The following is a 7,416-nucleotide window of genomic DNA, read 5'->3' as shown; positions in this document are numbered from 1 at the left end:
TACAACACGAAACGGCCTCACAGCGCCTTGGGATATCGGTCTCCGGCTCCGGAAACCATCATGCCAATAGACCGACGACCAGTCATGCACTAACAATCAAGTTGGACCAGTCAGATCAGGCTAGGCAGGAAGGCGCCAACAGTGCCGCACCGGCCGGGCGGTTGCGATCCGATAGCCAGCAGATCGAACTGGTCATCGGCGAAACACTGTCGACGGCCGAAGAGATCGGCAATCTCGAACTGACGGCGAGAGACGGCCGCACCGTTTATGTGCGCGACGTTGCCGACGTCGCCTTCACTTCGGGCATGGACGAACGCCACGTCGCCACGCTGCACCGTAGCGCAGACGGCGAAATAATCAGACGACCCGCCGTGACCCTCGCCCTTGCCAAACGCGCCGGCGCAAACGCGGTGCAGGTCGCAGAAGAAATCCTCCATCAGGTGCATGAAATCGAAGGCGACCTCATCCCCGAAAGCGTCGAAATCGAAGTGACACGCGACTACGGCGAAACTGCGGACGAAAAAGCCAACGAACTTCTGTTTCACCTTGGGCTCGCGACCATTTCAATCGTGGCACTTGTCCTCGTCACCATCGGCTGGCGCGAAGCCATCGTCGTCGCTATCGTCATTCCCGTGACGATCCTGCTGACACTCTTTGCGGCCTGGATCATGGGCTACACCCTGAACCGCGTCTCGCTTTTCGCCCTGATCTTTTCGATCGGCATCCTTGTCGACGACGCCATTGTCGTCATTGAGAATATCGCCCGCCACTGGGCAGAACGCAGACAGGATCAAAGCCCGTTCGGCGCCGCGATCACAGCGGTCGCCGAAGTCGGCAACCCGACAATCGTCGCCACGCTGACCGTCGTCGTCGCTCTTTTGCCAATGCTCTTCGTGTCGGGGCTGATGGGCCCCTACATGAGCCCCATTCCAGCCAATGCTTCGATGGCGATGATTTTTTCCTTCTTCGTCGCCGTTACAATCACCCCTTGGCTGATGCTGAAGATCGCCGGACGTGCACCACCACACCACGCGGGGGACCACCAAAGCGACGTACCTGGAGGCCGCCTCGGGCGCATCTACGCGACCGTCGCCCGTCCTGTTCTCCTCACCAAAACACGAAGCGCGATGTTCCTCCTCGTTGCGGCGGTTCTGTCCATTGGCTCGCTTGGGCTCTTTTATACCAAGGACGTGACGGTCAAACTCCTGCCATTTGACAACAAATCGGAACTGTCGATCGTGATCGACCTGCCCGAAGGCGCAAGCGTCGAGGCCACCGACGCCGTGGCCCAGGACGCAGCCCGTATCGCGCTCTCACTCCCCGAAGTGCACTCGGCTCAGACCCACGCCGGCACCGCATCCGCGTTCAATTTCAACGGGCTTGTCCGGCATTATTTCCTCCGCCAGAACCCTGAAATCGGCGATGTGCAGCTCAATCTCGAAGCCAAACACCACCGCGAACGCCCAAGCCATGATATCGCGCTGGACCTCAGAAACCGGTTGTCCGCACTGGATGTGCCCGACGGAACGGTCCTCAAGGTCGTGGAACCACCACCCGGTCCGCCCGTGATCTCGACGCTGCTGGCCGAAATCTACGGCCCGGACGCCGATACCAGACGCAATGTGGCAAACCGCGTGCGCACGGCCTTCGAAGAAACGCCCTTCGTCGTCGATGTCGATGACAGTGCCGGCATTCAATCGCGGCGACTGCGGGCAACGCTCAGACCATCCGACCTTGACTTCTTTCGCGTTGAAGAAAGCGATGTGCTGCAAACACTGCGCCTTCTGAACGGCGAGATCACCGTCGGCTATTCCCATCGCGGAGACGGACGCCGCCCGATCCCCATCGTGGTTGCCCGAGACAAGGCCGCGCGCGTGATGGACGAAGCGGCCCTGTCCACGCCTGTGTCCGCCAACGCACTTCCCGGTGCGCGCGACATCGTCGAATTAGGCGACGTCGTGACCATCACTGACGAGCGCACCTCCTATCCCATCTTCCGCCGCAACGGTTATGATGTGATCATGGTGACCGGGGAACTTGCCGGAGACTTCGAAGCACCGCTCTACGGAATGATCGAGATCGCCAACCGTCTCGATGCGTTCGACTGGGCCGATACCCCCGCGCCTGAAATCCGTCTGAACGGCCAACCTCCTTCCACGGCAAACCCGGTTCTGCTTTGGGACGGCGAATGGGAGGTCACTTGGGTCACCTTCCGCGACATGGGCGCCGCCTTCGCGGTCGCGCTCTTGGGCATCTACATCCTAGTGGTCGCACAATTCGGAAGTTTCCGCTTGCCGCTTGTGGTGCTGACACCCGTTCCGCTGACGTTCCTCGGGATCATGGCTGGTCACTGGCTATTCGACGCCCCGTTTTCCGCCACATCCATGATCGGCTTCATCGCCCTTGCAGGCATCATCGTGCGCAATTCGATCCTGCTTATCGACTTCATCCGCCACGCCGATCCGAACCGGAACGTCAACGTCGATATCCTGATTGAAGCCGGAGCAACCCGCTTCAAACCCATCCTTCTTACCGCCATCGCAGCCATGATCGGCGCCGCCGTGATCCTTGTAGACCCGATCTTTCAGGGCCTCGCGATCTCGCTGCTCTTTGGCCTCTTGTCCTCCACAGTGCTGACCGTGCTGGTCATTCCGGCGATCTACCGTTTGGCCAAGACATGAGGGCATAGCCCTACCCCGTGATCGACATCAAATCACCCGCCTGCGGACTCTGTTAAGGTAAATCGCAAGACCTCGACGTCCTGTCTATTGGAAAGGATGACGCACATGAACAAATCCGCAAAATACCAAAGTCAAACCGACAAACTACCTGTTCCGGCAAACGTTCCCGCTGGCACGGACGCATCGAAACCGCACGCACACAACAATCTTGACCGGGCCATTCGGGCGACCGTCGCGCGCGCCACAGGCGGCATTTCTCCGCATTCCGTGACCGAAGCATGGAGCGACTGGTCGATGCACCTTGCAAGATCACCCGGTCGCCAACTAGAGCTCATCGAACGCGCACAGTCCAACGTATTGAAAACTATAACTTATTCCGCCGCGGCATTGATGCAAGACGAGATCCCCGCCCCGTTCAAACCCAAGTCCTACGACCACCGCTTTGCCGATCCGGCGTGGAACAAGGCTCCGTTCAACATCTGGATGCAGAGCTTCCTGACAATCCAGGACTGGTGGGACGAGGCCACAGAACCCATGCGCGGGCTACACAAACAGGACGGCGACCGTGTCCGGTTTCAAATGCGTCAATTCCTCGATCTGATGTCACCGTCCAACCTGCCATGGATGAACCCCCAGATCCTTGCCGAAACCGCCAAGACCGGCGGAAGAAACGTTGCCGACGGCGCAGCCCATTTTGCCGAGGACCTGATCCATACCCTGACACAAACCCACAAACCAGCGCCCGAGGGGTACAAGCTGGGTGTCGATCTGGCCTGCACGCCGGGAGACGTAGTGTTCCGCAACGACCTGTTCGAACTGATCCAATACACACCTCAGACGAAAAACGTGCACCCCGAACCGGTTTTGTTCATTCCGGCTTGGATCATGAAATACTATATCCTCGACCTGTCGCCGCAGAATTCCATGGTCAACTACCTTGTGCAGCAAGGCTTCACCGTCTTTGTGATCTCATGGTGCAACCCCGGTGCGGACCAATCCGAGCTATCGCTCGAAGACTATCGCCGCCGCGGGGTTCTCGAGGCACTTCAGGCGATCAACTCAATTGTGCCGGGCCAGAAAGTGCACGCCAACGGATATTGCCTCGGCGGCACCCTGCTTGCTATCACGGCGGCAACAATGGCACGATACGGCGATGACCGACTGGCATCGCTCACGCTGATGGCAGCTCAAGTGGACTTTGCCGAGTCCGGTGAATTGCTGCTGTTCGTCGATGAAAGTCAGGTCGCCTTTGTCGAAGACATGATGTGGGAACAGGGTTTCCTTGACCGCCCCCAGATGGCGCGCACATTCGCGTCAATCCGTGCCGAAGACCTGATCTATACCCGCGCCGTCAACAGATACTTCCTCGGAAAAGAGGACCTGCCCACCGACATCGGCATCTGGAACGCCGATACGACCAGAATGCCCGCACGGATGCACTCCGAATACCTGAGAGGCCTGTTTCTGGAAAACCGCCTGACCGCGGGGCGCTTTGCAGTCGAAGGGCGCGTCATTGCACTCAAGGATATCTCGGCACCGATGTTCGTCATCGCCACCGAAACCGACCACATCGCACCATGGCGGTCGGTCTACAAAACCAAGCTCTTCAGCGATTGCGAAATGACATTCGTCTTGACCAAAGGCGGACACAACGGTGGCATCATCAGCGAACCTGGACATCCGGGGCGGCACTTCCGCGTGGCCCTGCGAGCCGCCGGCGCCCTGTACGAAGACCCCGACAACTGGATCGCCAAACAGCGCAAAATCCCCGGTTCCTGGTGGCCCGAGTATTCAAAATGGTTGCGCCAAAAAAGCAAACGCCGACAAACTCCGCCGGACACCGGCAATGCCGCCGCTGGATACCCCGCGCTCTGCGAGGCTCCGGGGACCTACATTTACCAACTCTAAGCGCGCTCAAACAATTACCTGCCCGACGAAACATGATCCTGATCAATGACACGATGACAGTTCCTGCCATTGTCGAACAAACCCGCAAAAGAAAGTCCGATCCAATGACCTCCACAGAAAAACGCGCGACCTCCGCGCCGTCCCCAAAATCAGCCCAAATCGGCGGCTTCATGGCCCCGAAGGCCCTGCCCCTCCTGCAGGCCCAACTGCAGATGGCCGAGGAATTCAAGCTTTTTGCCGAGCGATGGACAGATAGACGTCGCGACGCTGTCCAGTCCTTGATGAAGGCATCCGGCGACACACGCCCCTCCGACCGGACCATGCGTTCCGTTCCCGAGATCATGCAAACTTGGCAGGAAACCTCGGTTCAGTGCGTTTCCGAAGACGTCAGCGACTGGATCGCGCTCTGGAGCACATGCAGCCGCATCATGACTGCGGGCGAAATAGACGTCGTAAGTGATCTCGCCAATGCCGCAGGCCTGACCAGCAAGCCCGACAAGCTTCCAACGCGTATTCCGGTCTAGACCACGCAGGGACAATCCCAGAAAAACGCGTCCGACCCTATCGACAAACCATTAACCGAGGCGCGCCATCTTGCGCCCCGGCTGTGACCGCAATCAGCGCCAAACCCGTTATCAACCCAGCGCCTGCATATCCAGTCGCGCAGAAGAGGTGTCCGCCACTCAGCCCTCACAACTTATTGATTATCATAAATTAATACACTTCCATCTGGATTAGTACCTCTGCAAAAACCACAGCGAGCAGCGGCAGACGGTTGCTTTCCCCCTTGTCCAGCAGTTCACGCCACCAAGCGGGTCATTTCGCGCAGTCTTTGCAGAAAGGTGTATCTGGCAACAAATCAAGTCGCGCTTCCAAGATGTCTTTTCCACATTCTTGGCAGATTCCATAAGAGCCTTCTCTTAGTCGAAGCAAGGCAGCATCAATGCGTCTTAACTCCGCGAGTTCGATTTGACCCATTGCTTCGAAAACTTCGTCACCCTGCCTTTCCGAAGCGCGGTCCTCCCAGTCTTTTGATGGAGTCTCTTCTAGTGTGCCTTCAAGAACGGATAGATGACCCGTCAGCTTTTGCCGACGATCCATTAGCAAGCTTTTGTATCGGTCCGATTTCACTGATATTCTCCCTTTGTTTAACATCAAAGTTGCACCTTTGTGTCTGGGAGGCGTTGATGTGTGTCAGTTTTGGTGAATCTGCGGCACTCTTTCAGATGCTCACTTAGGCTGATGCAAGGGAACTGACGATATTTGGCCAAATGGTCCTATCCGTGTCCGGGCAAGAATTGCTTCGAGCTGGCGACCACCGTTAAGTCAATTGCATTGGTTTGGCCCGGACTCACGTCCGACTAGCATTTCGGCCATAGGATACCGGCTTTCACAGTGGTACATCGTCGTAGCCACGCGAATGGCCGGTCTTTGCGTCCTCGGCGATATCGTTGGAAGCATCGAAAACCATTTGCATGTATCGAGATGCTTCGTCCGTATAGTGTGCCATGGTTTCTTTGACGAACCGCGACTGAACATCCAACAACGCCGCTGGATTCTTGCAGGCAAGCATCTCCATTTGCAGCTCCATGTCGCGTTGCAGCCGTTCTGCCATGAACCGTGCACTTTCAGACATCAGGTCCACGCAGGCTTTCGCCGCTATCGGGTTGATAGCGATAGCTGCTGCGGCACCTAAAGGCACTGCAAAATCGATTTCAGGTTGTTTCCCTTTTGATTTGGTCATGTCTCGCCTTCCAATTTTGCAGCCGGTCGGTTCAGATTTTTTGAGGTCTTACGCTCGGGCTGCCCCACGCACTGCTTCAGGATGATCTGCCAGGAATTGACGTAACACAGCAAAGAGCTTGCGGGCGTGAGCCAGACTATCGCCACGTAACGCGTCGCGAATGTCGTCGCAGAGCATTTCATGCACCTTCTGCGGGCCAGAATGGACGTGCATCAGGTATTCGCCCAGCAAAGTTGCATCAAAGGTGTTGAGATGTTCGTGCTCCGCCAGTGCGTCGATTTCGTCGCGTGACAAGGCAGACATGTCCTCAATATCTTCAAGCGCAATCATTTTCTGCAAGCCTCCCGACACACAACAATATACGAGACCAAAGCCGCAAAAGCATTGATGTGCCTCAAATGTGGCTACCACGATAATGTCCTGCGATCTGAGTGCCGCTGTACGCTGAATTGGGCAACACGGACAACTGTGTGGGCAAACCGGACCGTACACCGCCTAAGGTTCGAAGTTCTTTCTGATCTGTTCGCGCTGCGCGCTCACCCATGATTTTTGATTTGTGGATATATGAATTCGGCTCCCCCCAACGGTCAGTGGGACTTGGCCATCGATGATCCAAACACTCCGCACCCAGAATTCTGATCGCCGCTTTACTACAGAACCGCCGCCCAGTTCCCTTCCTACTGAAATGTTATTCAAAGGGGTATACGGGTCTAAATAAGACGAATTGTTCGCAATTCGGACGTGCATGCTTCCTGCAACGAATGACGGATTTGAGCCCGTTGTTGACCCATCCTGCATGTGCGATAAACGAGCGTTACTGGTTTTATGGCCGCTAAATGGCAGCGGCATTCCTGTTTGGGAGAACTGTGGAACGCATACCGTCCGACAACCAAAAGGCGTTGGCCCAAATGAATTGGGATGAGCGCTTGAAAGAGGCGAGAGCCCGGCGTGCTAAGATCAGCGTCGCGAAAGGCGAAACTGGAATGACGTGCAATGACAAAGAGTTCAGCATATCGGGACAGGTCGGTCAGAACGTCGTCGGTAATCCCATCTGAAAAATAAGATTGCTCCGGATCGCCCGAG

5 protein-coding genes and 2 pseudogenes are annotated in these 7,416 nt (G+C 56.7%); 3 read left to right on the top strand and 4 right to left on the bottom strand.

Annotated features, from left to right (window positions below; all coding sequences use genetic code 11):
- Window positions 1-107: 107 nt before the first annotated feature.
- From BOA8489_RS19650 to BOA8489_RS19640, 3 genes and pseudogenes are all read left to right on the top strand, one after another.
- A pseudogene (locus tag BOA8489_RS19650) lies at window positions 108-2,681 on the top strand (efflux RND transporter permease subunit); the annotation flags it as partial.
- A 105-nt stretch (window positions 2,682-2,786) separates the two neighbouring features.
- Window positions 2,787-4,589 carry a PHA/PHB synthase family protein gene (locus tag BOA8489_RS19645; RefSeq protein WP_093976012.1) on the top strand — a complete coding sequence of 601 codons (1,803 nt, stop codon included), beginning with the start codon at window positions 2,787-2,789 and terminating at the stop codon, window positions 4,587-4,589.
- A gap of 32 nt (window positions 4,590-4,621) precedes the next feature.
- The gene (locus tag BOA8489_RS19640) at window positions 4,622-5,113 is read left to right on the top strand and encodes a hypothetical protein (RefSeq protein ID WP_093976011.1); all 492 of its coding nucleotides are present in this window, start codon (window positions 4,622-4,624) and stop codon (window positions 5,111-5,113) included.
- A 292-nt stretch (window positions 5,114-5,405) separates the two neighbouring features.
- Here the strand turns inward: BOA8489_RS19640 and BOA8489_RS19635 are convergent, their stop codons facing one another.
- The 4 genes and pseudogenes from BOA8489_RS19635 to BOA8489_RS20650 all read right to left on the bottom strand — a co-directional run.
- Window positions 5,406-5,720: a TraR/DksA family transcriptional regulator gene (locus BOA8489_RS19635; RefSeq protein ID WP_245814008.1), complete on the bottom strand. Its 315-nt coding sequence runs from the start codon at window positions 5,718-5,720 to the stop codon at window positions 5,406-5,408.
- A gap of 259 nt (window positions 5,721-5,979) precedes the next feature.
- Window positions 5,980-6,333: a phasin family protein gene (locus BOA8489_RS19630; RefSeq protein ID WP_093976009.1), complete on the bottom strand. Its 354-nt coding sequence runs from the start codon at window positions 6,331-6,333 to the stop codon at window positions 5,980-5,982.
- 48 nt (window positions 6,334-6,381) lie between these two features.
- Complete coding sequence (locus tag BOA8489_RS19625) at window positions 6,382-6,663, bottom strand: hypothetical protein (protein ID WP_093976008.1); 282 nt, start codon at window positions 6,661-6,663, stop codon at window positions 6,382-6,384.
- A 380-nt stretch (window positions 6,664-7,043) separates the two neighbouring features.
- Window positions 7,044-7,416 (bottom strand): annotated as a pseudogene (locus BOA8489_RS20650) (hypothetical protein); the annotation flags it as partial.

It is taken from the genome of Boseongicola aestuarii (genome assembly GCF_900184815.1).
Taxonomy (GTDB): domain Bacteria; phylum Pseudomonadota; class Alphaproteobacteria; order Rhodobacterales; family Rhodobacteraceae; genus Boseongicola; species Boseongicola aestuarii.
Note: the sequence above shows the minus strand (reverse complement) of the source record. Positions and strands in the feature narration are given on the sequence as shown.

What these genes read in the sequence shown, in the direction of transcription:
- BOA8489_RS19645 (WP_093976012.1), top strand. Translation starts at nt 2,787, where the DNA reads ATGAACAAATCCGCAAAATACCAAAGTCAAACCGACAAACTACCTGTT.
- BOA8489_RS19640 (WP_093976011.1), top strand. Translation starts at nt 4,622, where the DNA reads ATGATCCTGATCAATGACACGATGACAGTTCCTGCCATTGTCGAACAA.
- BOA8489_RS19630 (WP_093976009.1), bottom strand. Translation starts at nt 6,333, where the DNA reads ATGACCAAATCAAAAGGGAAACAACCTGAAATCGATTTTGCAGTGCCT.
- BOA8489_RS19625 (WP_093976008.1), bottom strand. Translation starts at nt 6,663, where the DNA reads ATGATTGCGCTTGAAGATATTGAGGACATGTCTGCCTTGTCACGCGAC.